Source organism: Candidatus Nitrosopumilus koreensis AR1 (assembly GCF_000299365.1).
GTDB classification, from domain to species: domain Archaea; phylum Thermoproteota; class Nitrososphaeria; order Nitrososphaerales; family Nitrosopumilaceae; genus Nitrosopumilus; species Nitrosopumilus koreensis.
On sequence record NC_018655.1, the window covers coordinates 993,367 to 1,014,468 of the forward strand.

Genomic DNA, 21,102 nt, shown 5'->3' on the forward strand with positions numbered 1-21,102 from the left:
AAAACAGATATAGGATTTCGCATGTCATGTGCAATCTTTGCAGACATTTCACCAATAGTGGTGAGTCTTTCATGCATCAATTCTTGTTTTTTGTTTTTTCAAGTTGTTGTGCCATTTCACATATGCTTTTATTTAGAGATTGTATTTCCGAAACCCCACCTACATCCATGGGCGCAACAAAATTTCCCTGACTTATTAGTTTTGAAGCAGCCTGAATTTTTTTCAGGGGTTTGAGAATAGATCTTGAGAACATAATTGCAGGGAAAAATATTATCCCACCAGCAAAAATGATTTGAATTACAGACCAGGTTTCAAACACATTTACTGTCGCTAAAAGATCTGCCTTGTCAATTTTTACCACTAATCCCAAATCATAATGATCTAAATATTTAACATATGTGACTACTTCCTTCCCCCTATAATCTATAGCAGTGTCAACACTAGGGGCGTTTCCAGCAAATGCTTTGATGATTGGTCTGTCAGAATTGTTTTCTATGATTCTACCAGATTGGTAATTATCGTATTTTAGCGGAGTAATGACAGTTGCACTACCATCATTGTTTTTTGATGCAAGAAATATTTCTAATGATGAATGGTCAGCAAACAGATCTGTTATTGCAGTTTCAAAATAAAGTGGTTTTGTGAACAGTTCAATAAAACCAATATGCGTGCCAGATAGATACAAGGGTGCAAATGCACGTATATCGATGTCACCTTGATCATAAATTACTGAAAATTGATTTGGGCGCTCAAATTGAAAATTAGTCGCAGGCATCACATCAGAGGTAGAAGATACAAGAACACCATTATTATCATATATTGATATTGTTTGATATGCGTCGTTTGAATTTAGTGCATCAAGCAAGATAGTCCTTATCTTTTCAGGTGGCGTGTCATGTATCCCGTTGTTATATTCATCTAACAGTATTCGCATCTGAGTTCTGGTTGCAATATTGTTTAATTGATCTATGGTAGAATGCTCTGTAGTTTCAAGTATCTTTTCCACACTTGTAGAGACTATAGAAAAATCTTCTAGTTTGTCGTTTACAATATCAGATTTTATCATAACAATATACAAAATAAAAGATAACATCACTGGAATTATTATTCCAATCCATATTGCCAACATTACGTTTGTTTTAATTTTCAACAGCCCCTGCCACCTCGTTGGCTACATATTGTAAGGACTTTTTTTTGTACAAGCTTTCCATGATCGATAGTATGTTATCCATGTCAAATGGTTTGTAGACTATCGAGTCCACATACAATCTGTGGAGTTTGTCTTCTGTTTCGTTGGATAGATCTGCAGTTACCGCAATTACGAATGCTGTACGGTCATATTGTTTAATTTTCTCTAATGCATAAAACCCATCATATTCTGGCATCATTATATCCAAAAATACAAAGTCAGGACGGACTTGTTTGAACATCTCAAATGCCTGTTTGCCATCAAATGCCTTGCCAACAACTTTGTGGTCTGTTAGCTCCAAATATTCTGAGAAAACATCAACGGTGTTCAGATCATCATCTACTACCATTACGTTAAATCTGGATTTTGATTGCAATTCCTCTTTTGTAACATAGTTAATCTCTGGAGAATGCTTACTCATTTTTCACAAACCACCGTTGTTCTAGTATTTCCATTATAGAGTGCCTCCAATGCATCAACATTGCACTCTGAGATGTATGGGTAATCTGTCTTAATTACAGGATACATCAGATCTTCTGGATCCGTCGAATGTGCAAGTCCAAGCACATGACCAAACTCGTGCATTATGATTGTGTTTAGTTGAGATGCTGAAAGTGAATCAACATCATAGATTGTAACATATGACTTTAGAATCTCGTTGTTGTCTACAGTATTTTTAGTGTATCCAGTGTATCCATCAGGATGAGAACCTGACTCTAATAAAATTACAATACTTCCTTCAGCAATGTCAGACTCAAAGATGTTGAATGTCGAGGGAGGCACATACAATGTATTGTCACCTATTTGAGTTACTGCTCCTTGCCAACCAGAGTTGTAAACAGACGTTGATCCCTTTGGCCCTTTATGCAATGAAAAGTCATCCAAAGTAATTTCATCCATAGACAAAATGGCATCTTTTAGAGAATCCATTTGTTCATCATTTATCAGGTGTGTGTTAAGTACTGAGACATTAATTGGAGAATCCTTTGCCCACTTCCAGTTTACATGAGTTTGAACTACATCTCCACGTAAATTTTCAACAACATAACTTGATTTTAATTCCATGTCATTTTCAGATTCCACAATTTTATCAAAATCAGGAACGTAATCAAAAACAATTTCATTAATTGGCACCAACAGACCTAATGTAAAAACAGAACCCAGTAAAATCAAGGGAATGTTTTTTGTGAAAGTATTTTGTCATTGGCATCATGAGTTTTGTTTTTTCTTTTAGTTCAGAATTTTCTGCAGAAAGATGATTAATTTTGATTTCAAGCTCGTGGTTTTTTTCTTTTAGTATTGAATTGATTTTTTTCAAGGTCATCTCATTTTGAAGATAATCAGGTACTGTTTTTTCAGCCATGAGCAAAAATAGAGATTTTTTTATTTAATGTATATTCTCTTTATCACATATTGAGATACTCTCCATAGGGAGTGGTGTATTTATTACAAAAAAACAAGTTATGGCATGTTTCATAGAAAATCACCTCCAATCCATATTTGTCTGGTAAAAAATGACACGGAGTTAAAGGAGGCTAATGAACAAGTTATCAAAAGCAAATATTGTTGAGCCCAAAATCCAATTTCTTCATTCAATAAAAGATCTGAAAGATCTAGTTACTAAAATCGAACAATTTAACAAGAAATATGACATCAACCTATAAAAATAAATTAAAAAAACTATACAGTTGTTAAGAAGAAATCAGAATAAGATTTTATATTATTATTACAATATTAAACTCTGTGAATAGAAAGGAAAGGAGGGGAAAGTTAGAGATTTACTATGATGTCCTCACTGCAATTAAAAATGAGAGTACCAACATAGGTGTAATAAAACCAACAAGATTGCAATATGGAAGCAATTTATCTTATGACAAGTTAACAAATTATCTTCATGATCTAAAGCAAAAGGAGATGGTAATGAAAAATGGCGGAATTAAAATTTTAGAGAGAGGAAGAGAATTCATGGAGGAGTATTGCAACATCAGAAAACAAATTAAAAAATTGGGGTTGGAGTTTACATGAAATTATTAGTAGTAGAAGATGAGAAACATACTGCAGAAGCTTATAAAATCGCACTTGAACATAACAAACACGAAGTTACATTAGCAAGTACTGGAGAAGATGCACTAGAAAAATGCCAAAAAGAAACAGATGCCACATACCATAGTCCTTTTGATCTAATAATTTTAGACTACAAACTTCCTAAAATGGACGGATTAGAAGTAGCAAGAAGAATATTAGAAAAAAATCCAGACCAAACCATAGTCTTTGCATCAGCGTTTGTAAAGGAACTGCTAACAGAGGATATAAAAAACATCACAACAAATGGAGAAAGAATAGAAATTCTATCAAAACCCTTTGACATATCCACATTACTAAACAAGATAGAAAACCATCAGATTTCCCAAGAGTTATCTGAGTTTAGAATAAAGATAAATCCAGAAATAATTGAAAACAACATAGAAGCATTAAAGGAAATACTAACCAAATTAAAAACAGTAGAATCCAAATATCTAAAATGACAGTGTAGGTACTGAGAGACTTGAAAGATCTTGAATTATCTAAGCTCATGCAAAATAGTAAAATCAATTTAGAGACATTAGAATTTTGTTTAAACGAGGCAGTGCTGCTGACTGTTTGGGACAAACATGGAACAATAACGTATGCTAACAAAAAATTCTGCGACGTGTCAGGGTATGAAGAAAAGGAGCTTATAGGTCAGAATCACCGCATACTAAAAGCTAAAACATACTCTGATCAATTTTACGATGAGCTATGGAATGTGATATCCAATGGGAAGACATGGCACGGTGAAATCAAAAATGTGAGCAAAACAGGAAAATATTACTGGGTCATGGCAACCATAGTTCCAGTATTTGATGAAGACGGAAAGCCAGAACAATATGTGGCAATAAGAACCGACATAACAAATAGAAAAAATATAGAAGAAAGGCTTCGAAGATCACAAAGCGATGTAGAAAAGATCAAGTTTGCTTTAGATGAATCAGCACTGGTTGCAATTACAGATAAGCAGGGAACAATAACGTATGCTAACAAAAAATTCTGCGACGTGTCAGGGTATGAAGAAAAGGAGCTTATAGGTCAGAATCACCGCATACTAAAATCAGGATATCATCCACCTGAATTTTACGATGAGCTATGGGAGGTCATATCCAAGGGGAAGACATGGCAAGGTGAAATCAAAAACGTGAGCAAAACAGGAAAATATTACTGGGTAAAAACTACAATCGTTCCATTTCTTGATGAAGACGGAAAGCCAGAACAATATGTGGCAATAAGAACAGACATAACAGATAGAAAAGAGGCAGAGGAAAGGCTTCTAAAAGCCAATAAGACAATACTAGAAAACGAAAAACAGATCAAAGAGCAAATAGAAAAACTAAAACTACATGATAAAATGCAAACTGAATTCATAAACGTAGCAGCTCATGAATTAAGAACACCAATTCAGCCATTACGTAACTATACACAACTTGCATTAAACGGATTGGTGGATTCAAAAACAGCACTTGAGATTATTGATTCAGAATCAGACAGATTAAGAAATCTGGCAAACGACATTTTAGATGCATCCAGAATCGAATCAGGTACTTTAGCAGTTACATTTTCTAGAACAATGATCAACGACATAATTTACAAAACAACTGACATGATAAAACGAGATTTAGAAAATAATATAAAAATTGAAACAGAGTTAAAAGACACCAACGAATTGATAATTGATGCAGATCATGATAGATTAATGCAAGTATTCACAAATATAATCAGCAATGCATGTAGATTTGCTAAAACAAAAATATGGATTAAAAGTAAAACAATTGATTCAGAGAATATAAAAATTGAAATTCGTGATGACGGGGATGGAATATCTGATGAAATCTTGCACTCATTGTTTGAAAAATTTGTAACAAAAAGTGCCAACATGTCAGACAAGAAAGGAACAGGTCTAGGTTTATTCATAAGCAAAAATATTATTGAATCCCATCATGGCACCATATCAGCTGGCAACCTAAAAACAGAAGGGGCACAATTCACCATAACTTTGCCAATAAAACAAAAAATCATCAAAACAATCTAAATTTTCCAAAGTATTTTGCAAGAACATTTCCAGTAATTCCAAAAAAGGACTTTGAGCCTACAATCACAGTAAATCAATGAATGTTTCAGCAGTTGTTTTTGCAGATATTACTTTAGTTCACAGAAACGACTCTCAAATTTGAAAACTTTGCAGACGCGATAATTGTCACCGTGATTGCAACCACCAAAATTACCATAATGACACCTCCAAACTCAGGAACAACTTTGAATGTTATTAATTCGCCAACAGGTCCAGTCCATTTGGTTTCTTCATTTGGAAGCCCTATTCCTTGTAGTACAACATCAATGTCTACAGAAGAATCATCATTCAATGCAGAAGTCATAAACAATGACTTGCCAGTATGGGTATGAAGTTTTGATTGTTCAAGGATAATGTCTCCTTGTTGTGATATTTTGAGGTCAAAATTTACATGAGGCACAGGATTTCCCAACTCATCAGTGAATCTCATAACGATGTCGAGCGGCATATTTTCTTGAGGAACAGTACTACTTACCTCAACTAGGATTTGGCCATCATTTGACATGCCATGATATGCAACTCGTGCAGATTCCAACTGTCTTGTTTTTTCATCAATAGAGATATCAGGGATATCAGTTACTAAAAGTGCAGTTATACTGGAAAAATTTTCAGCCTCCAATATTGTGGCTCCACCTTGGCAGACATTTGGTTCGATATCCCTATCCATTGTGATCAATTTTGATTCCATATCAGAGTATACCAAAATTTGTGGAAATGTCAAGTGGTTATTTCCAGAACATACTTCATATGCTACAGCTGCCTCCCCAGCTTCAGTAAAATCTGTGTTAATTTTTGTAACATGTGCCCCAACAGTTGCAGCAAATGCATCATCTAATACAAACGGAACAATGGCTGCAGAAAGTAATATCATGATTGAAGTGTAGAGAGCAAATCCATGATAAGATTTAATCATCGAAAATATTGTGTATGCAGGTTACTTATGCATATGTAAGCTAGAAATGCTATTTTTAGCTAGAATTATAAAATAAATTTGATGATGAATAACCATATGTTTCAGAGAATTTTTTGATTGTCTACGCAACTAGGATTAACAAAAATCAATTTGATTACATGCACACAAAAATATCTAAAAAAATTGCAGGTTATTTAAAAAAAGAAAAAACAAAGACGAGAATTATCGTCTTCTAATTGTTCGTTTGGCAGCTCTACTGTAGGCTTTCTTTGTAACCTTTTTTCCTTTCTTAGCAGGTTTTTTAGAAAGTTTTCTAGGGCCTTTACCACTCAAAGTAACTAGTCTACGGGCAGCCTTACCATATGCTTTCTTTGTAAGAGACTTGCCTTTTTTTGCAGCAACTGTCCTTCGTGGTTTTGGTTTTGCTTTACTAGTAGAAACAGTTCTTCTTGCCGCTTTTTTCCAAGCAGGAAGAGATGATTTCCTAGTAGAAGATTTTGTCGCTTTTCTGACAGTCTTTCTTGCCGGTTTAGTTACTTTTTTGGCAGTACGTGTCGCTTTTCTGACAGTCTTTCTTGCCGGTTTAGTTACTTTTTTGGCAGTACGTGTCGCTTTTCTGACAGTCTTTCTGACAGATTTTTTTGCTTTTTTAGCTATTGCCATAAGTTAATCACAATAAGTGAATGTATTAAATGGAGACAAATGAATTAATTGATACAAAGTAAAAAAATTATGCAAAAACAATACTAAATTCAATAAGATATACAGATCATATGTTTTTGTTTTATGTTAACGGTAAAAGAGACGCATCATTAATGCCATCTATTGCCTGTATTCTTTTAACTACATTAGTCATCACATAGTTTTTGTCTTCAGATTGAACCTCTGCAAGGACCTGATTTTGATCTTTTCTTTGTTGAATGTTTTTTACGTCCTGGAATTCTTTTAGTCTTTCAATTGCATAATCTCTTTTTCCATCATCACAAGTCACTAAAACATCAAAAGTCATACAGTGATTATGTTTTTAGTAATTATAAACCCACGTACATAACGAGTGTTAATTTAAATCAATTAGCTTAATGGGCTTTAAGTGAAATAGAACAAACCAGACTATACAAAATTTAAACTAGTCATCGTCCCTTATACTCTTTTTATGAAAACCCTCACATAGTTTACAAGGTCTATTTGGCCAGCATTCGGGTCGAAAACAAGTCATTACATAAAGTTACCAATTGAAAAATATTACATTTTATCAAAACATTAGCTTAAATTCAAATTTAAAATTTATTGCAATGTAAATTATTTTTTATTAATTTTTGGAAAAATTTGAATCATATCTTCGCTAAATTTGTGATTTGGAATAATCACTTTGATTCCATCTTCAGTGATTGCGGTGATTTTTGTCAAATGCAATCCAGTAATTTTACATTTCACATAATCAAATTCAATCAAATCACCTACGTTAATTTGAGGATTCAGAAATATGCTTATTCCAGAAATAGAATTTTTGAGTTGGTTTTGCAGAGCAATTCCAATCACAACTGCTGCAGCACCAATAGATGTAATCATCTCCAAGGCAATATCAAATAGGCCAAAAAACGTACCCAAATACAATAACTCACCAACAATTATGAAAACCAAAACCATTCCCAAGAGTTTATCAGAACCTTGAAGGTCTTGCAGTTTTTTGTTGATTATTTGTCTAGACACTACATACAAAACAATAGTTACAACTATGGATAATACTGCAAAGACAAGTTCAGTCAAAAATTATCTCAACAGATCCTCTTCAAAAAATTCAGCAATACTGTCCTTTATTACAACCTCAGAATTTTTTTTAAAGATGAATGATTCGTGGTATTGCGTTCCAAGAATACTTAGTGATATCAATGCCCCATCTTCAAGAGTCACATAACGACGAGGAACAGAATCATCTAAGCGCTTCCATTTGCCCTCTAACTTGCAAGTATCAAAAAGCTTTTGAGACTTTATGTTATGATATGTTTGTGTATTAAATTTCATGAAAACCTTCTCTCCTATTTAAAACCAGATTTTCTAAATCGTTTCTTGTATTCCTTCATCAACAGAATAGGAAATGGTGTATACTCTAAATTTTCAAAAAAGGTTTTTAGCTGAGAATCAGATAGTGCTTTAAGATATTGTTTGATGTTTTTTTCACAGGAAAGATATGATTTTTCAGGATCAAAGAATTTCTCCATAATACAGTTTCAAGTTTTAAGAATATAGCATGTTGTAAGCTTTGAGATAGATTTTCAGCTTATTCTTTTAATTTAAATTCCTTGAAAGGGTCTGAGACATTCCAGCAATATTTGAAATAATCCATACACCATTCCCTAAAAGACTCATCCTCACTAAAGAACATAGAACGAAGGTCAGGCCTTCCAGAAGAATCAGGGAACATTAGTCCTGCAGAATTTTCGTTTAAAATTATTGAAATTTGTACAGATTTTAGCATCCTACGTTCAATTTTTTCAGATTCCAAGAGAGCATAAAATCCTGATTTTTCAAGAAGTTTTTTTCGTCCTTTGGGAATTGACGCATCTTCAGATATTATATGTCGATATTTTGTTCCGCGTTTCACTCGTTTAATCATCAAATCCATAAGTTCCAAAGGAGTCTCAGACAAAATATTGAAAATATAATCATCGGCAGTTTTGTAGATTTTTTTCCATGTTTCCAATACACGTGATACCCCTACAATCTCCTGCGAATTACTCAAATCACCTATACGGCGTAGAAACTTTGAAGGAAGGTTTCCAAAATTATGACTTTTAAAATATTTTTTATTTTCAGAAAGATAAGAGAATGAATGGATTTGCGTACAAATTGCTTGTCCAAACGTAGTTAATGCATAAAAATTATTTTCTTGTTTAACAATCAAATTAGAATTAACCATCCGCTCAAAATTTCGATGTATTTCCTGAGGAGAGACATCGTATTTTTTTGACAATGTTGTTAGACGTGATGGTTTTTGGAGTAAATCAAACAGAATTTTGAGTCTAACCTCACTTGCAAGCTCTAAAAATTCAGCAGAAGTATCCTCAAAGTCCAGCATGAAATTATTGTGATTTAACACCATAAAAAACTACGTTTTAACAACATTACAAATCAACAGACATAAAAAATCAGAAAACACTACTAATAACCAAAACAAGATTTTCAAACTAGATAACATGCAAATTTTATTTATTGATGAAAAACATACAAAATGAATGGAAATTAGGTCTTTCAAGTATTCTATTCCTCAAATCACATTTCTAGTAAAAACAAAATTATGGGCACAAGTTCTTGTTGCATTATTCTTAGGATTAGTAATAGGACTGGCATTAGGACCAGAAACAGGTTTAGTTGATGAAAAATCAGCAGAGATCATCACAAACTGGTTATCAATTCCAGCTAATCTATTTCTAAAAATTATTCAGATGATAATAATTCCTTTAATTTTTGCATCAATAATTAGAGGAATCACATCTTCAGGCAGTCTAAAGCAGCTTCAAAAACTAGGTTTGGGGGTATCAGTCTATTTTGTTGCAACAACTGCAATAGCATTAGCGATAGGAATTCTTTTCGTAACAACAATAGAGCCTGGAAATTTTGTGGATAGTGCACTAATTAGAGATAGTTTTAATTTAGAAGATACAGAACCAATCGAAAATACAGAGTTTACAATAAATGACATTCCCCAAAGTATCACAAATGTAATTCCAAGCAACCCGCTTGCATCTTTTATGTCAGGGGAGATGCTCAGCATCATTGTTTTTGCATTAATTATCGGTGTGTCTATGATTTCAATTCCAAGAAAAAGCTCTCAGCCAATTCTTGATTTGTTAGAATCAGTACAAAAAATCACTCTAAAAGTGGTCTCATGGGCAATGCGTTTGGCACCTTTTGCAGCCTTTGGTCTCATGGCAGGAATTACATCAAAGCTTGGATTATCCGCACTGACCGGACTTGGGGCATACATGGGAACTGTAGTAATTGCTCTTTTTACAATGATATTCATCTATATTCTAATTATCAAATTTTTAGCAAAAAAACCATTATCTTTTTTTTCAATGATGAGAGATGCACAACTCTTAGCATTTTCAACATCAAGTTCTGCTGCAGTGATGCCATTATCTATCAAAACAGCAGAAGAAAAGATGAAGGTAAAGCCAAAGATATCTCAGTTCATCATACCGTTAGGAGCCACAGTAAATATGGATGGAACTGCATTATATCAAATAATTGCAGTGTTTTTCTTAGCACAGTTGTTTGGAATTGACTTGGGTTTTACTACAATACTTTTAATTTCAATAACCGCATTGGCAGCATCAATTGGTGCACCATCTGCACCAGGAACAGGAATTGTAATTCTATCAACAATTTTAATTGCTGCAGGAATCCCACCAGTTGCAGTAGTTTTGTTATTGGGAGTAGACAGGATTTTAGATATGACAAGAACCATGACAAATGTCACAGGGGATTTGACAGCATGTCTATTTTTTGATAAGAGAATCAAAGCATCAGACTTGGTAGACGAACCAGAAGAAACAAAACAAGAATAAGATTAGACAAGTCTAATCTGAAAAATTTTCAATGGGCTCTAAAGGAGTAAAATCTCTAGATCCAATATAGTTAGGTCTAGGCGCAAGACCACAAAATGGAGTAGTAAGTTGGTTGTGAACGCTATTGAATACAAAAAATGCATTACTTCTGGGATAAGGAGTGATATTGCCATTAGAACCATGCATAATATTACAATCAAAGAAGATTGCAGAGCCTGCATCGCCTTTAGCAGAAACAATTCCACCTTTTTCAACCATTTTTTCCAAAATATCTTTGTCGGGAGTGCCTATCTCTTGTCTTTTTAGAGATTGTTTGTAATGCTTTTCAGGAGTTTGCCCAGAACATGATACAAATTCATTATGAGATCCAGGAATTAACATCAATGGTCCATTGAATTCATAATTTTTTGTAAGGCTGATAGAACAAGATATGGCTCTCATGTTTGGCATCCCATCTTCAGAATGCCATGTTTCAAAATCAGAATGCCAATAGAATTCTTTTCCATCAAAGCCAGGTTTCAAGTTTACACGAGACTGATGAATGTAGACTTTGCTACCCAAAAGATGTTGAACCACATTTAAAATTCTCTTGTCACTACAAAGTCTACCATAAAGTTTACTTAGTTTATGAATTTCAAAGATGGAGCGAACTTCTTTGTTGGTTGGCTCCAAAATAAATTGTGGCAAGTCTTTTTTTGATTCATCTTCAGACATAGATTTTAGTTCTTCAAACAATGAAGCAACTTCATCAGCATCAAATAGGTTTTCAAAAATCAGGTACCCATTTTCTGCAAAAAATTTTTCTTGTTTTTCTGTCAGAGACGAAAAAGAACTAGGATAAACTACAGGATCAGTTCTGGAGATTATTTTTGATTCAGAATTTAATCGGGTTGGATAAAAATCCAATTCAGTTTTATTTTGAGACATTTTTGGATTCTGTTAATAATGGATATACGCCATCAGCATCGTGTGTTTCAGGTCCCAAGAGGGGCGGATTAAAGACACAAATCATTTTCATGTTTGAAAATGCTCGCAAGATATGTTTATCATGTTTATCTAATGCATAAATTGTTCCAGGAGATATGTTGTGTTTGGTACCATCATCTTCCTCAATTTCACCTGAACCTTCAACACAATAAACTGCCTCAAGGTGGTTTTTGTACCAGATTTTAGTTTCAGTACCAGCAAATACAGTTGTTTGGTGAAAAGAGAACCCCATATTATCATCTTTTAACAGCAGTCTGGTACTAGACCAATTATCTGAACGCACTTCACTTTCAGTATTGTACAACGAATCAATATTTCGAATGATCATTTTTGAACAATCTCGGCTTCTAGAATTTTCTTATAATCTGATTCATCCATGACTTGTTTGATACTTTTTTCTAAAATATCCAATCCTTTTCTTAAATCATCTTCAGAGATATTCAAAGCAGGAAGTAGTTTTACTACTTGATCATCAGAACCGCATGTTTCAAGTATCAATCCATTTTCAAAACATTTTTGTTTAATTTCACTAGCTAAATCTTCTAAAATACAATCAATGCCATAGATCATGCCTTTGCCACGAACTTGAATATCAGAAGTAGGGAATTCAGATGCTATTTCATCTAATCGGGCTTTCATGATTTTAGAGTTTAAGATAATTTGGTTTTCAAGTTCATCTGGCACCCAATATTCTTCAATTGCAGCTGTAGCAGTAACAAATGCCATGTTATTTCCTCTAAAGGTACCGTTATGTTCACCAGGTTTCCACACATCTAACTCTGGTTTTAACAACAATAATGAAAATGGCAAACCAAAACCACTCAATGACTTTGATAACGTTACAAGGTCAGGTTGAATTCCCATTCCCTCAAAACTGAAGAAGGTTCCTGTTCTACCACATCCAACTTGGATATCATCAATAATTATTAAAATTCCAAATTCTTTACACAGTTCTTGTAAAGACTGAAGCCATTGCGAGCTTGCAACATTAATTCCACCTTCACCCTGAACAGTTTCTAAGACTACAGCTGCTGGAAGGTCTACACCGCTACTGTTATCCTCAAGCAATCTTCGCATGTAATCAATCGTGTTAACCTTTTTTCCCATATAGCCATCAAATGGCATGAATATCACGTCATTAAGGGGAATTCCTGCACCGCCTCTATGATGTTGATTTCCGGTTGCAGCTACGGCGCCAAGAGTAACTCCATGAAATCCATTTGTAAAAGATATGATTTTTGTTCTGCCTGTAACTTTTCGTGCAATCTTCAATGCAGCTTCTACAGCATTTGTTCCAGTAGGACCGGTAAACTGCACTTTGTAATCCATGTTTCTAGGAGACAAAATATTTTTTGAAAAAGAATTCAAAAATTCTTCTTTTGATTCAGTTGCAAGATCTAAGCTATGAATTATTCCATCTTGATTTAGGTAATCAATAATTTTATTTTTTAAAACAGGATTATTATGACCATAGTTTAACGAACCTGCTCCGCAAAGAAAATCGAGATAAGATTTCCCATCCTTATCAATCAGATGCGAGTCCTTGGCTTTTGAAAACATAACCGGGTAAGCACGGCAATATGAGCGAACTTCAGATTCTAAAGAATCAGTTTGCTTCAATTTGTTACCTCCAGAATGTTTTTTTGAATAGGTCCAATAACTACAAGATCTTCGGGCTCATGTCCTCCACCCAAAACATCAGTTGAAAACAGAGGTTTTTTGTTTAATTTGGCACCAATATTATCTGCAAAGTTTTGCAAAAACTTCAATGATGCATGGTTTGATGGAGTCACAGTTGCGTGTACAAATTCTATAGGCGAATCCACATTGCAAAGAGTGTGAGAAACTAATTCTTTTGCAATACCCATATTCCTAAAATCATTATTAACTGCAGCTTGCCAAACAAACAAAGTGTCAGGGTTTTTTGGAGGTATGAATCCAGATAGAAAACCAACAATCTTTGAATCAGATTCAGCCACACAACATGTTTTTGAGAATTGGTGGCACAAGAGGACGTACAGATATTTTGAATTCTCATCAAGAGGTTTGTTATTTTTTACCAACTCCCAAATCTGATGGGCATCACTAACTGTTGGTTCTCTGTATGTTATAGAAGTCATGATCAAAGTACTATTTTTTGAGCGTTTCCTTGAGATTGAATTTCATTTTCTTGAAATGTCTTGTCTGCTTCATTACTTGCCTCAGGCGGAACCCCTATCACAAAGGGTAGTCGTTCCCCTTCAGAAGATCCGCGTCCCATCATTAGTTTAGATAAAGTCAGAATTTTTTGTTTAGTTAAATCAGAAGAGATAGTTTGAGAGTCTGCAACAACTCCAATATGATAAAGTTCTTTGTTAGGATTCCAGCAAATCACATCAGGTTCTACACCTTCTATAGTTGTAGGATTCTCAAAACCAGTACAGTTTGCTTGAATAACTTGTAATCCATCTTTTTCAAATGTATCAACCAAATTTTTCACCATAGACTCTGTTGTAGTCATCATTAGGAATTCGAAGTAAAGGAAGTTAATCTTTTGTAAGCTAATGTATGGATTTTCAGCTCATATGTTAAACTAGTTCACTGAGATTTCCATTTTTTGCCATCTCCATTACAAACAGTTCTACGTCAGTTATTCCGCATCGTGGGAATTTTTTTTCTTTACCGTTTTGATTTTTCACAACAATCATATCATCAAAAAGATAGATGTCTAAGGAGTTTTTTTCAAACATGATAAATCATTCCAGATCTATCTGCAAAGGTAACTTTTTTGAACTACGTATAGAACACGACAGAAGCAAAAAAGAACTTTCCATTAGAAGAATTTTTCAAAAATTTCTATTATTGTTTTATAAGCTATTTCATTGAAATTCAATTCTAAAACATAATTTAGTATTTTTTATGAATACACTGTTAATTAAACTGAGAATTTGTTGGAAGCATGGGAAAACGTCAAGTAAAAAATGAAAGTGCATTAAAGGAAATAAAATTGCCAGAAACAGAAGAAGAGATGTTTGGCAGAGTAATCAAAATGATGGGGGGAGAAAATGTAATGGTAAAATGTGCAGACAAGGTAGTTCGAAGAGGAAGAATAAGGGGCAAATTGAAAAGAAGAGTATGGATCAGAGATAATGACGTGGTGATTATCGCACCATGGGAGTTCGGAAAGGATCAAAGAGGAGATATTTTATGGCGATACACATTGCCGCAGGTGGATTGGCTAAAACAAAACAAGCACATCCCACTAGATTTTTAGATTTAATTGACAAAATGATGGAATCTTGAATATCAGAGTTACAATACAGTCCTAAGACTCTTACATCTGTTTCTTATTGTCACTTCAGTGATACCTGCAGCATCAGCAATATCTTTTTGAGTTCTGTTTTCTTCCAGATCAGCACTTGCAAGATACAGTGCTGATGCAGCTAGTCCCATAGGATGTTTACCTGCAAGTTCATTTTGTTTTTCAGCTTTTTTCAAAATTTTCATAGCATTTCTTTTTGTTTTTTCTGATAAATCAGCATTACTTGCAATCTTTGCAATACACGAAACAGAATCGACTACAGGCATTTTTAATTCCAATTCTTTGAAAATCAATCTATAACTTGCAGTGAGTTCTTTCTTTTTTATCCCCATCGATGTTGCAACTTCTTGCAATGTACGAGGTGTCTCAGATTCACGACATGCAGCATAGAGTGCAGCAGACACTAGTGCAGCAATAGAACGTCCACGAACAAGTTTTTTTTCTAAAGATTTTCTGTAGATATACGATGCTTTTTCTATAACTGCATCAGGTAAAGACAATTTTTCTTTTAATTTCAATAGTTCAGATAGTGCTTGCTGAAGATTTCGATCATCATTATTTTTTACACGACTTCTACTATCCCATTTTCGGAGTCGTTTCAGAGAGGATTTCATTGATACAGATAATGGATTTCCAGAAGAATCTTTATCAAAAGGATTAATCATGGTACTAAGACCACGATCATGTCGTGCTAAAGTTGTTTTATCGCCAGAATGGGATTTGTTTGTAGTAGAATTTGTAAATGTTCTTCCAGGTCCACTATCATGTACTTTTTCATCTAACACCATTCCGCATTTTGAACAAAAAACTTCTTGAGATTCAACATCAGTAACAACAGCATTCTTTCCACATCGAGGACATTTTGTTTCTTGTAAACTCATAGCAATATCAAAAATATTTTGTGCTAGATTTCAGTATGTTTCCTTGATTTTTCAGAAATCGAAACAATACTAGTCTCGAGTTTTTTAGGACTTGCAATGTAAAAATCTGCATAAAAATGACCATCATCTTCAAGCCACTTTGTGTCTATTCCCATACTATGCAAAAGAGACAGAGTTTTGTGTTTTTCTTCCGAGTCTGAGAACATTCTCTGTTGGATTGGTTTTATGTCGCTTTTTACAAGAGAGTACCCAAAATGATCAAAAGTTTTCTCAATTTTTTCCATATCAAACATCCTTAAAACAGAGAATGCAAAAATAGGTCCTTTTTCCAGAATGTCTAAGTCAGATCCAGATTGCTGTCGCTTAATTAACTCAAAGAGATTGGAAAATGCCTTGTATCCAATATAACCAATACAGCCAGTTGCAATTATCATATCAGCACTAGGTATTTCTTTTATTGGCAGATCCCCAGATTCCAGATTGACACATATTCCTTTTTTGCAAAGTCCAGTATTTTCAGAGAATTTTAGTGCAGGTTCAGATATGTCTATTTGATAAAAATCAAACATGTCGTCAGTTGAAAGATTTTCAAAAAAATGTTTTGATTGTTCGGTTGAAGGCTCCTGTTTTAAAAAAAAGTCATCTAACTCAGACATTTTTAGATCATATTTCATCAATGCAGAATTGATTCCATAAGAGCTTCCAATATCTAAAATGTTAATTTTTTTTGAAAGTTTTTTGAAAAGTTGTTTAGCAATAGAGAGATACAATGGCTTAGTTTTATCAGGAATTCTATAGTCTAATCTCTTCATTTCTTTAAGGTATGAATTTGGAAGTTTTTGTGTGTAAATGTTTGTAAAATCTTTTTTTACAGCCAGTTCTTCCATGTGGCAAATTGTTATCATAGCACCCGTTATAAAACCATCGATGAAATTGTTGGTTATTGTAATAAAATAACACATTTTAAATGAATTTAGTAACATGGGTTAGTGCAGATGAAGTTGATACAATCTACGTTACGCTCACTGCAACTAATCCCATGGTATTATCAAAAATACTATAAATGATAATCGTATAACAAATGTTAATGATGAGTGAACCACCAAAATCATCATCAGGGGACGAAATTTGCCCAATGTGCAAACGTAAAAAAAGTAATCATACAAACGAAGAGATGCTTGCATGTTCTAGAAAATTACAAGAATTTAACAAAGAGAACACAGGCGGTGCAGGCATAGAATAATTTTAAAAAAATTTAGCTTGAAACAAATTTTTTTGTCAACAATCTATTTCAAACAATAAATTTACAAAAATACAATGACTCAAATAGAATATGACAAAGAGAAATTACAAAATTATGAAAATCTACAAAAAGAGTATAAGATACTTTTAGAAGAATATGAAGACATTAAATCAAAAGATTCCAAAGATCCCAGCCTGGAAGAAAAAATCAAAGAGTTAGTAAAAAAACAAAAAGAGATTCAAGATCTTTCTTCAGAACTATCATAATAATACAATAGGAATAAAACCATAGTTTTCGTACTCATTTTGTGTAGAATTTCACAAAATGGCAGCATAGTAAATCAGATAATTAAATTATAGAAAAATAAGTGTGAGAAGAGCTTTTTAGTTACTTGGTTGAAGTTGCTCTTTTTAGGGCTTTTTGATAAACGGCCTTCTTTTTGCGTGCAGATTTTTCTGCAGTTCGCAATGTTTTTTTCAGGCTTTTGATCTTGTTGTTTGCTTTTTGCATGTCCCGTTTTCTTTTGTTTGCAACTTGTTGTGCACGTCTTTTTGCTTTACTTACAGCACTTTTTTGCTTTTCTTACAGTACGTTTTGCTTTTCTAGTTGCTTTTCTAGCTGTCTTTCTAGCTGTCTTTCTAGCTGTCTTTCTAGCTGTCTTTCTAGCTGTCTTTCTAGCTGTCTTTCTAGCTGTCTTTCTAGCTGGTTTACGGGCTGTTTTTCTTGTTGTTTTACGTCTAGCCGTACGTTTTGCTGCCATGTTAAAATTTTAAATCGGTAAAGTAAATAACCCAAACATCAGGAATTTTTTAGGATAACTCAACTTTTTTAAATGAATTTTATTTTGAGATAAAAAATTTGTTGAAAGAATTAGAGTTAAAATTATTTTTAATATACCAACGATTACATTAACAGGATATTTCTGAAGAAGGTGTGGTGAGAAGGTACAAACCAACAATCTCATACCGGTTAAAAGAGATCCCAATTAAACAGATCAGAGTATGGAAAGAAGCTCAGGCACGAAAGCTTGACAGAGAAAACATTTCAGAATTAGCAAAATCAATTAAAAATGAAGGATTGTTAAATCCACCATTAGTTCAAAAAGAAAACAAAAACACATTCTTGTTAATGTCAGGACAAAGAAGACTGGCTGCAATGAAGAGGTTAGGAGCAAAGAAAATTCCAGTTCACGTACTAACAAAACAAACATCGTACGATCTAGATAATGCAAAAGCTGCCTCAGTGGTTGAAAACATCCACAGAAAAGACATGAATCACAAAGAAATTGCAGATTCTTGTAAGTTTCTTACAGAACATGTGGGCAAATCTGCCGCTGCAAAATCCATGGGAATGTCAAGAATCACACTAAACAAATACTTAGGATTTGCAGGAGTTCCAGACAAATTAAAAGCACTTGTACCTCACCTAATTTCTCGAGATGAAATGACAAAACTCTACATGGCAATTCCAAATATCAAAAATGCAGAAAGGATTGCAGAACGTATTTCAAAACTAGAAACAGGTTTGCGAAGAAGATACATTCAGGCATTATCAAAATCACCCAAATCAACACATCAAAAATTGTTAAAACGGGCAAAAAATATGCGAATCAAGCAGAAATTATCAATTAAACTATCCAAGACAAATGCAAGAAAGCTTGCAAGCCAATCAAACAAAAAAGAACTCTCACCAGATGAATTTGCAGAAAAAATAATTTCAGATTATCTCAAGCGTAAAAGAAGATAGAATTAATTAAAAAATAGATTTTCTATATTGCAAATTAGATACATAGTTTTAGTATAAGAAATTAAAATCACAAGTAATGGTACCAGAGTTTGACGTAATCCCCATAATTATAGGGATTTTGTTTTTAGTTTTTCCTGCTTTGCTTTTGGGCAAACTGTGTTCTCATTTTAAAATCTCAGAAGTCATCGGATTTGTATTTGCTGGAATTATTTTGGGCCCTACTGCCCTTGGAGGATTAATTCCAATTTTTGGTAAACCCATTGTGGAACTAAACGATGTAATGTTGGCATTATGGCAAATTTCTGGAATAATTATTTTGTTTTCTGCAGGTCTGCATTTTACATTCCATGATCTAATCAAGGCAGGTCCAAAAGCTGCGATAATTGGAGTGTTTGGAGTTATCACACCATTAGTTATAGGATATTTTGCTGTAGTATGGATGGGCTTTGATTGGACGGTTGCAGTACTTATCGGTGCAACACTTAGTGCAACAAGTATAGCAGTGTCAGTATCAATTTTAGAAGAAATAGGAAAAGAGAGAACAGAAGAAGGAAATGTTTTGGTAAATGCTGCGGTGTTAGATGATGTATTAGGACTGGCAATTCTTTCAGCAGCAATCACATTAGTTGCATCAAAAACAATTCCAACAATAGAATCAGTAGTCATCACAACAATCACAGATATAGGATTGTGGTTTTTGATACTACTTGGAGCAGTTTATCTTTTACCAAAAATTGTTCAGGTGGTATCTAAAACACACCCATCAACATTAGAAGCTAGAGGAATCAGACATGGTGTCGCATTAGGATCAGCATTTGGTTTGGCTGCAATTTCATCAAGTGTTGGATTGAATCCTATTGTGGGTGCTTTTGCGGCAGGTATGGGACTTGCAGGATCAAAACTAGCAATTCAAGTTAAAGAATTTGTTGGTAGATTGAAAGTAATTGTAGCCCCTTTGTTTTTTGCAATTATTGGAGCTCATGTAGACATTACACAAATCTCATCAATTAACTGGGTGTTATTTGCAGTAATTTTGGGTGCGGCAGTTTTTTCAAAGGTTTTTGGCTGCGGGATACCAGCGACAATTTTGTTGAAAAGCAAACAAAAGGGTTTTCGAATAGGTTATGGCATGATATCCAGAGGAGAAGTATCTTTTATCATAGCAGGAATAGGATTATCATTTGAAATGTTTTCAGAAGAGGTTTACTCTACAATCATCTTTGCCATTTTGGCAACAATTTTCATTGCACCTATTTTACTGAGGAAATCATTTAATTCAGATTAAAATTAAAATAATCATAACATACGATCATTTCACATCATAATTACATAAAATTAGAATTAGTAGTCCAGACTAATTAGCTGGCTCTAATTTTAGAACTGTTTTTAAATTAATTTCAAGACAATATACCATGCAAAAACAATCGTGCAAAATTTGTGATTCAAAGTTAGAAATTGAACATAGATGTAAATTCTGCAACGAACCAACAAGATTATTCTGTCACACTTGTGGAGTTATGGCTGAAAAATCTATGCATCCAGCATGCATGGTAATAGACATGAATAACATGGTTCTAGAAGCACAAACATGCAGCAACTAACTTTTTTATTTTTGTTCCAATTTTACTTAGACTTGTTTTTTCTGGGTTTTGCGTGAAAAATATTTCCTTTGTATTTTTTAATCGGTCCACGTAGTCTACCAAGAATGTCTCTGATTTTAGATTCTTTTGATTTTAATTTACCATCCTCAACAAAGGCATCATCTTTATGAATTAACCAAGAATGAGTTGCCCAACTTCCACTAGAACGTTTTCCAGCAATTCTTTGTGTATGGCCCTCTCTTCCCACATCATGTGTGCGGAATAAATCAAATTCAGATTTTGGTCTGATTATTACTCTATAGTAATCACCATTATTCCCCATTCCTGGTTTTTTTCTAGAAACACCGTCAGTCTGTCTGGTTTTTCTTTGACGATGGGACATGTTTTTCCAAGCAGTCTGCGCTTTTTTGATATTTTGTCGGGCAGCCTGAATTTGTTTTAGAGTAGCCATTGGCCAACATAGGGAAGCATATCATAATAGATTCTATAAACAACAAAGCTTAGAATCAACTACAATGTCTAAATGATATAA

Annotated in this window: 31 protein-coding genes; 10 read left to right on the forward strand and 21 right to left on the reverse strand. The window is 33.8% G+C overall.

Going from position 1 to position 21,102, the window contains the following annotated elements:
- Positions 1-76: 76 nt before the first annotated feature.
- Genes NKOR_RS05910 through NKOR_RS05925 form a run of 4 tightly spaced genes read right to left on the reverse strand, consistent with a single transcriptional unit; the run spans position 77 to position 2,552 of the window.
- Positions 77-1,150, reverse strand: coding sequence for a sensor histidine kinase (locus tag NKOR_RS05910; RefSeq protein ID WP_014963455.1), 1,074 nt, complete (start codon positions 1,148-1,150; stop codon positions 77-79).
- A complete protein-coding gene (locus NKOR_RS05915; protein ID WP_014963456.1) occupies positions 1,140-1,610 on the reverse strand; it encodes a response regulator in 471 nt (156 codons plus the stop codon). Before NKOR_RS05915 ends, NKOR_RS05910 begins: the two co-directional genes overlap by 11 nt.
- Positions 1,607-2,323, reverse strand: coding sequence for a matrixin family metalloprotease (locus NKOR_RS05920; protein WP_014963457.1), 717 nt, complete (start codon positions 2,321-2,323; stop codon positions 1,607-1,609). The genes NKOR_RS05915 and NKOR_RS05920 overlap by 4 nt, the downstream gene beginning before the upstream one ends.
- Entirely contained in the window at positions 2,313-2,552 is a 240-nt protein-coding gene (locus NKOR_RS05925; RefSeq protein WP_014963458.1) for a hypothetical protein, read from the reverse strand. The genes NKOR_RS05920 and NKOR_RS05925 overlap by 11 nt, the downstream gene beginning before the upstream one ends.
- A 380-nt stretch (positions 2,553-2,932) precedes the next feature.
- Here NKOR_RS05925 and NKOR_RS05930 point away from each other — a divergent pair, with 380 nt between their 5' ends.
- The 3 genes from NKOR_RS05930 to NKOR_RS05940 are packed head-to-tail and all read left to right on the forward strand — an operon-like array spanning position 2,933 to position 5,291.
- Entirely contained in the window at positions 2,933-3,214 is a 282-nt protein-coding gene (locus tag NKOR_RS05930; RefSeq protein ID WP_014963459.1) for a winged helix-turn-helix domain-containing protein, read from the forward strand.
- Complete coding sequence (locus NKOR_RS05935; protein ID WP_014963460.1) at positions 3,211-3,714, forward strand: response regulator; 504 nt, start codon at positions 3,211-3,213, stop codon at positions 3,712-3,714. Before NKOR_RS05930 ends, NKOR_RS05935 begins: the two co-directional genes overlap by 4 nt.
- 20 nt (positions 3,715-3,734) lie before the next feature.
- Positions 3,735-5,291, forward strand: a complete 1,557-nt coding sequence (locus tag NKOR_RS05940) for a PAS domain-containing sensor histidine kinase (RefSeq protein WP_016939245.1) — start codon at positions 3,735-3,737, stop codon at positions 5,289-5,291.
- 112 nt (positions 5,292-5,403) lie between these two features.
- On the opposite strand, the gene NKOR_RS05945 is transcribed toward NKOR_RS05940, so the two are convergent.
- The 7 genes from NKOR_RS05945 to NKOR_RS05975 form a co-directional block, all read right to left on the reverse strand.
- Complete coding sequence (locus NKOR_RS05945; RefSeq protein ID WP_238535956.1) at positions 5,404-6,201, reverse strand: PEFG-CTERM sorting domain-containing protein; 798 nt, start codon at positions 6,199-6,201, stop codon at positions 5,404-5,406.
- 264 nt (positions 6,202-6,465) lie between these two features.
- A complete protein-coding gene (locus tag NKOR_RS05950) occupies positions 6,466-6,906 on the reverse strand; it encodes a hypothetical protein (RefSeq protein ID WP_014963463.1) in 441 nt (146 codons plus the stop codon).
- A gap of 121 nt (positions 6,907-7,027) precedes the next feature.
- A complete protein-coding gene (locus NKOR_RS05955) occupies positions 7,028-7,252 on the reverse strand; it encodes a hypothetical protein (RefSeq protein WP_014963464.1) in 225 nt (74 codons plus the stop codon).
- Between the two features lie 290 nt (positions 7,253-7,542).
- Complete coding sequence (locus tag NKOR_RS05960) at positions 7,543-8,010, reverse strand: mechanosensitive ion channel domain-containing protein (RefSeq protein WP_014963465.1); 468 nt, start codon at positions 8,008-8,010, stop codon at positions 7,543-7,545.
- Between the two features lie 3 nt (positions 8,011-8,013).
- Entirely contained in the window at positions 8,014-8,265 is a 252-nt protein-coding gene (locus NKOR_RS05965) for a hypothetical protein (RefSeq protein WP_014963466.1), read from the reverse strand.
- A gap of 14 nt (positions 8,266-8,279) precedes the next feature.
- Entirely contained in the window at positions 8,280-8,462 is a 183-nt protein-coding gene (locus NKOR_RS05970; RefSeq protein WP_014963467.1) for a hypothetical protein, read from the reverse strand.
- 59 nt (positions 8,463-8,521) lie between these two features.
- Positions 8,522-9,319, reverse strand: coding sequence for a helix-turn-helix transcriptional regulator (locus NKOR_RS05975; protein WP_014963468.1), 798 nt, complete (start codon positions 9,317-9,319; stop codon positions 8,522-8,524).
- Positions 9,320-9,476: 157 nt separating this feature from the next.
- On the opposite strand from NKOR_RS05975, the gene NKOR_RS05980 reads away from it, so the two are divergent.
- The gene (locus NKOR_RS05980; protein WP_014963469.1) at positions 9,477-10,811 is read left to right on the forward strand and encodes a dicarboxylate/amino acid:cation symporter; all 1,335 of its coding nucleotides are present in this window, start codon (positions 9,477-9,479) and stop codon (positions 10,809-10,811) included.
- A 12-nt stretch (positions 10,812-10,823) separates the two neighbouring features.
- Here the strand turns inward: NKOR_RS05980 and thpD are convergent, their stop codons facing one another.
- The 6 genes from thpD to NKOR_RS10040 all read right to left on the reverse strand — a co-directional run bounded on the left by thpD (position 10,824) and on the right by NKOR_RS10040 (position 14,527).
- On the reverse strand, positions 10,824-11,738 hold the full coding sequence (thpD, locus tag NKOR_RS05985) for an ectoine hydroxylase (RefSeq protein ID WP_014963470.1): 915 nt from the start codon (positions 11,736-11,738) through the stop codon (positions 10,824-10,826).
- A complete protein-coding gene (locus NKOR_RS05990; protein WP_014963471.1) occupies positions 11,725-12,126 on the reverse strand; it encodes an ectoine synthase in 402 nt (133 codons plus the stop codon). The genes thpD and NKOR_RS05990 overlap by 14 nt, the downstream gene beginning before the upstream one ends.
- A complete protein-coding gene (gene ectB, locus NKOR_RS05995) occupies positions 12,123-13,418 on the reverse strand; it encodes a diaminobutyrate--2-oxoglutarate transaminase (protein WP_014963472.1) in 1,296 nt (431 codons plus the stop codon). The genes NKOR_RS05990 and ectB overlap by 4 nt, the downstream gene beginning before the upstream one ends.
- On the reverse strand, positions 13,415-13,918 hold the full coding sequence (gene ectA / locus NKOR_RS06000; protein WP_014963473.1) for a diaminobutyrate acetyltransferase: 504 nt from the start codon (positions 13,916-13,918) through the stop codon (positions 13,415-13,417). The genes ectB and ectA overlap by 4 nt, the downstream gene beginning before the upstream one ends.
- 2 nt (positions 13,919-13,920) lie before the next feature.
- On the reverse strand, positions 13,921-14,298 hold the full coding sequence (locus tag NKOR_RS06005; protein ID WP_016939247.1) for a hypothetical protein: 378 nt from the start codon (positions 14,296-14,298) through the stop codon (positions 13,921-13,923).
- 67 nt (positions 14,299-14,365) lie between these two features.
- Complete coding sequence (locus tag NKOR_RS10040) at positions 14,366-14,527, reverse strand: hypothetical protein (RefSeq protein ID WP_016939248.1); 162 nt, start codon at positions 14,525-14,527, stop codon at positions 14,366-14,368.
- A 209-nt stretch (positions 14,528-14,736) separates the two neighbouring features.
- On the opposite strand from NKOR_RS10040, the gene NKOR_RS06010 reads away from it, so the two are divergent.
- A complete protein-coding gene (locus tag NKOR_RS06010) occupies positions 14,737-15,051 on the forward strand; it encodes a translation initiation factor eIF-1A (RefSeq protein WP_014963475.1) in 315 nt (104 codons plus the stop codon).
- Between the two features lie 38 nt (positions 15,052-15,089).
- Here the strand turns inward: NKOR_RS06010 and NKOR_RS06015 are convergent, their stop codons facing one another.
- Together NKOR_RS06015 and NKOR_RS06020 are read right to left on the reverse strand one after the other, a co-directional pair.
- Positions 15,090-15,980: a transcription initiation factor IIB gene (locus tag NKOR_RS06015; RefSeq protein ID WP_014963476.1), complete on the reverse strand. Its 891-nt coding sequence runs from the start codon at positions 15,978-15,980 to the stop codon at positions 15,090-15,092.
- A gap of 23 nt (positions 15,981-16,003) precedes the next feature.
- Positions 16,004-16,867: a hypothetical protein gene (locus tag NKOR_RS06020; protein ID WP_014963477.1), complete on the reverse strand. Its 864-nt coding sequence runs from the start codon at positions 16,865-16,867 to the stop codon at positions 16,004-16,006.
- Positions 16,868-17,070: 203 nt separating this feature from the next.
- On the opposite strand from NKOR_RS06020, the gene NKOR_RS10045 reads away from it, so the two are divergent.
- Both NKOR_RS10045 and NKOR_RS06025 read left to right on the forward strand, forming a co-directional pair.
- Positions 17,071-17,223, forward strand: a complete 153-nt coding sequence (locus tag NKOR_RS10045; RefSeq protein ID WP_187146206.1) for a hypothetical protein — start codon at positions 17,071-17,073, stop codon at positions 17,221-17,223.
- 74 nt (positions 17,224-17,297) lie between these two features.
- Positions 17,298-17,489 (forward strand): hypothetical protein, encoded by a 192-nt coding sequence (locus NKOR_RS06025; protein WP_014963478.1) that lies wholly within the window; start codon positions 17,298-17,300, stop codon positions 17,487-17,489.
- Positions 17,490-17,779: 290 nt separating this feature from the next.
- On the opposite strand, the gene NKOR_RS06030 is transcribed toward NKOR_RS06025, so the two are convergent.
- Positions 17,780-17,983 (reverse strand): hypothetical protein, encoded by a 204-nt coding sequence (locus tag NKOR_RS06030; RefSeq protein WP_187146192.1) that lies wholly within the window; start codon positions 17,981-17,983, stop codon positions 17,780-17,782.
- Positions 17,984-18,159: 176 nt separating this feature from the next.
- Here NKOR_RS06030 and NKOR_RS06035 point away from each other — a divergent pair, with 176 nt between their 5' ends.
- From NKOR_RS06035 to NKOR_RS06045, 3 genes are all read left to right on the forward strand, one after another.
- Positions 18,160-18,969, forward strand: a complete 810-nt coding sequence (locus NKOR_RS06035) for a ParB/RepB/Spo0J family partition protein (RefSeq protein ID WP_014963481.1) — start codon at positions 18,160-18,162, stop codon at positions 18,967-18,969.
- 76 nt (positions 18,970-19,045) lie between these two features.
- The gene (locus NKOR_RS06040) at positions 19,046-20,254 is read left to right on the forward strand and encodes a cation:proton antiporter (protein ID WP_014963482.1); all 1,209 of its coding nucleotides are present in this window, start codon (positions 19,046-19,048) and stop codon (positions 20,252-20,254) included.
- A gap of 127 nt (positions 20,255-20,381) precedes the next feature.
- The gene (locus tag NKOR_RS06045) at positions 20,382-20,570 is read left to right on the forward strand and encodes a hypothetical protein (protein ID WP_014963483.1); all 189 of its coding nucleotides are present in this window, start codon (positions 20,382-20,384) and stop codon (positions 20,568-20,570) included.
- Between the two features lie 22 nt (positions 20,571-20,592).
- On the opposite strand, the gene NKOR_RS06050 is transcribed toward NKOR_RS06045, so the two are convergent.
- Complete coding sequence (locus NKOR_RS06050; RefSeq protein ID WP_014963484.1) at positions 20,593-21,021, reverse strand: hypothetical protein; 429 nt, start codon at positions 21,019-21,021, stop codon at positions 20,593-20,595.
- Positions 21,022-21,102: the final 81 nt, after the last annotated feature.

What these genes read in the sequence shown, in the direction of transcription:
- NKOR_RS05915 (WP_014963456.1), bottom strand. Translation starts at nt 1,610, where the DNA reads ATGAGTAAGCATTCTCCAGAGATTAACTATGTTACAAAAGAGGAATTG.
- NKOR_RS06015 (WP_014963476.1), bottom strand. Translation starts at nt 15,980, where the DNA reads ATGAGTTTACAAGAAACAAAATGTCCTCGATGTGGAAAGAATGCTGTT.
- NKOR_RS05945 (WP_238535956.1), bottom strand. Translation starts at nt 6,201, where the DNA reads ATGATATTACTTTCTGCAGCCATTGTTCCGTTTGTATTAGATGATGCA.
- NKOR_RS05980 (WP_014963469.1), top strand. Translation starts at nt 9,477, where the DNA reads ATGGAAATTAGGTCTTTCAAGTATTCTATTCCTCAAATCACATTTCTA.
- NKOR_RS05935 (WP_014963460.1), top strand. Translation starts at nt 3,211, where the DNA reads ATGAAATTATTAGTAGTAGAAGATGAGAAACATACTGCAGAAGCTTAT.
- NKOR_RS05925 (WP_014963458.1), bottom strand. Translation starts at nt 2,552, where the DNA reads ATGGCTGAAAAAACAGTACCTGATTATCTTCAAAATGAGATGACCTTG.
- NKOR_RS05955 (WP_014963464.1), bottom strand. Translation starts at nt 7,252, where the DNA reads ATGACTTTTGATGTTTTAGTGACTTGTGATGATGGAAAAAGAGATTAT.
- NKOR_RS05975 (WP_014963468.1), bottom strand. Translation starts at nt 9,319, where the DNA reads ATGCTGGACTTTGAGGATACTTCTGCTGAATTTTTAGAGCTTGCAAGT.
- NKOR_RS06030 (WP_187146192.1), bottom strand. Translation starts at nt 17,983, where the DNA reads ATGGCAGCAAAACGTACGGCTAGACGTAAAACAACAAGAAAAACAGCC.
- NKOR_RS10040 (WP_016939248.1), bottom strand. Translation starts at nt 14,527, where the DNA reads ATGTTTGAAAAAAACTCCTTAGACATCTATCTTTTTGATGATATGATT.
- NKOR_RS06020 (WP_014963477.1), bottom strand. Translation starts at nt 16,867, where the DNA reads ATGGAAGAACTGGCTGTAAAAAAAGATTTTACAAACATTTACACACAA.
- NKOR_RS06045 (WP_014963483.1), top strand. Translation starts at nt 20,382, where the DNA reads ATGCAAAAACAATCGTGCAAAATTTGTGATTCAAAGTTAGAAATTGAA.
- NKOR_RS05970 (WP_014963467.1), bottom strand. Translation starts at nt 8,462, where the DNA reads ATGGAGAAATTCTTTGATCCTGAAAAATCATATCTTTCCTGTGAAAAA.
- NKOR_RS06010 (WP_014963475.1), top strand. Translation starts at nt 14,737, where the DNA reads ATGGGAAAACGTCAAGTAAAAAATGAAAGTGCATTAAAGGAAATAAAA.
- NKOR_RS06025 (WP_014963478.1), top strand. Translation starts at nt 17,298, where the DNA reads ATGACTCAAATAGAATATGACAAAGAGAAATTACAAAATTATGAAAAT.
- NKOR_RS05965 (WP_014963466.1), bottom strand. Translation starts at nt 8,265, where the DNA reads ATGAAATTTAATACACAAACATATCATAACATAAAGTCTCAAAAGCTT.
- NKOR_RS10045 (WP_187146206.1), top strand. Translation starts at nt 17,071, where the DNA reads ATGAGTGAACCACCAAAATCATCATCAGGGGACGAAATTTGCCCAATG.
- NKOR_RS05990 (WP_014963471.1), bottom strand. Translation starts at nt 12,126, where the DNA reads ATGATCATTCGAAATATTGATTCGTTGTACAATACTGAAAGTGAAGTG.
- ectA (WP_014963473.1), bottom strand. Translation starts at nt 13,918, where the DNA reads ATGACTTCTATAACATACAGAGAACCAACAGTTAGTGATGCCCATCAG.
- NKOR_RS06040 (WP_014963482.1), top strand. Translation starts at nt 19,046, where the DNA reads ATGGTACCAGAGTTTGACGTAATCCCCATAATTATAGGGATTTTGTTT.
- NKOR_RS06005 (WP_016939247.1), bottom strand. Translation starts at nt 14,298, where the DNA reads ATGACTACAACAGAGTCTATGGTGAAAAATTTGGTTGATACATTTGAA.
- NKOR_RS06050 (WP_014963484.1), bottom strand. Translation starts at nt 21,021, where the DNA reads ATGGCTACTCTAAAACAAATTCAGGCTGCCCGACAAAATATCAAAAAA.
- thpD (WP_014963470.1), bottom strand. Translation starts at nt 11,738, where the DNA reads ATGTCTCAAAATAAAACTGAATTGGATTTTTATCCAACCCGATTAAAT.
- NKOR_RS05950 (WP_014963463.1), bottom strand. Translation starts at nt 6,906, where the DNA reads ATGGCAATAGCTAAAAAAGCAAAAAAATCTGTCAGAAAGACTGTCAGA.